Raw genomic sequence first — 1,120 nt, forward strand, 5'->3', positions numbered from 1 at the left:
GCGCTAGATGTGATGTCCAGGGACGTTGCTACGTGAATCGCGGATGATCTGCTGACGGGTGAGGGCCTCCCGTTGTGAAGTGGAGCTGTCTAGGAACCGCTTCACGCAAACAGGAGGCCCTCGTGTCCCACGGTAATGCTGCTCTCACGCCCCGCGCGCGGCTCAGGCTCGCGAAGTTGATTGTCGAGGATCGGTGGCCGGCGACGGTCGCCGCGAAGATGTTCATGGTGTCGCCGATCACCGCGCGCAAGTGGGCTGCCCGGTTTCGCGCCGAGGGTGCTGCGGGGATGTCGGATCGGTCCAGCCGGCCCCGGTCGATGCCCGCGAAGACACCAGCGGGCACGGTTAAGCAGATCGTGCGGCTGCGGTGGCGGCGCCGCCTCGGTCCGGCGCAGATCTCGCAGGAGCTCGGCATTCCGGCCTCGACGGTCCACGCGGTGCTGGTCCGCTGTCGAATCAGCCGCCTCAGCCATATTGACCGGGTCACGGGCGAGCCGCTCCGCCGCTACGAGCATGACCATCCTGGTTCCCTGATCCATGTCGATGTCACGAAGTTCGGCAACATCCCGGACGGTGGTGGGTGGCGGTTCGTCGGGAAGCAGCAAGGTGACCGCAACCGCGAAGCCACGGCGAAGCGCACCGGGAAACGGCACGCCGACTACGAGCCCAACGTCGGCACCGCGTTCCTGCACACCGTCGTCGACGACCACTCCCGCGTGGCCTACGTCGAGATCTGCTCGGACGAGAAAGCCGTCACCGCGATCGGCGTGCTCGAGCGCGCCGTCGCGTGGTTCGCCGACCACGGCGTGACCGTCGAGCGGGTGCTCTCCGACAACGGGTCCGCCTACAGGTCGTTCGCGTGGCGCGACGCTTGCGCGGAACTCGGAATCACGCCCAAGCGGACACGGCCCTACCGGCCGCAGACGAACGGCAAGATCGAACGGTTCCACCGCACCCTCGCCGACGGCTGGGCTTACGCCCGCTTCTATCGATCCGACTCCGAGCGTCGCGAAGCGCTACCGGACTGGATCCACTTCTACAATCACCACAGGCGCCACTCCGCAATCGGAGCCCCACCCATCACCAGACTCAACAACCTGCCTGGACATCACAGCTAGAC

The 1,120-nt window shown here is 66.4% G+C and carries 1 protein-coding gene; it reads left to right on the forward strand.

Annotation, left to right across the window (positions count from 1 at the left end; translation table 11 throughout):
• Nucleotides 1–122 precede the first annotated feature (122 nt).
• Nucleotides 123–1,118 carry an IS481 family transposase gene (locus tag ACFUTX_RS16475; protein WP_378867204.1) on the forward strand — a complete coding sequence of 332 codons (996 nt, stop codon included), beginning with the start codon at nt 123–125 and terminating at the stop codon, nt 1,116–1,118.
• Nucleotides 1,119–1,120: the final 2 nt, after the last annotated feature.

The organism is Microbacterium sp. NPDC057407 (assembly GCF_042803895.1).
In the GTDB taxonomy this organism is placed as follows: Bacteria; Actinomycetota; Actinomycetes; order Actinomycetales; family Microbacteriaceae; genus Microbacterium.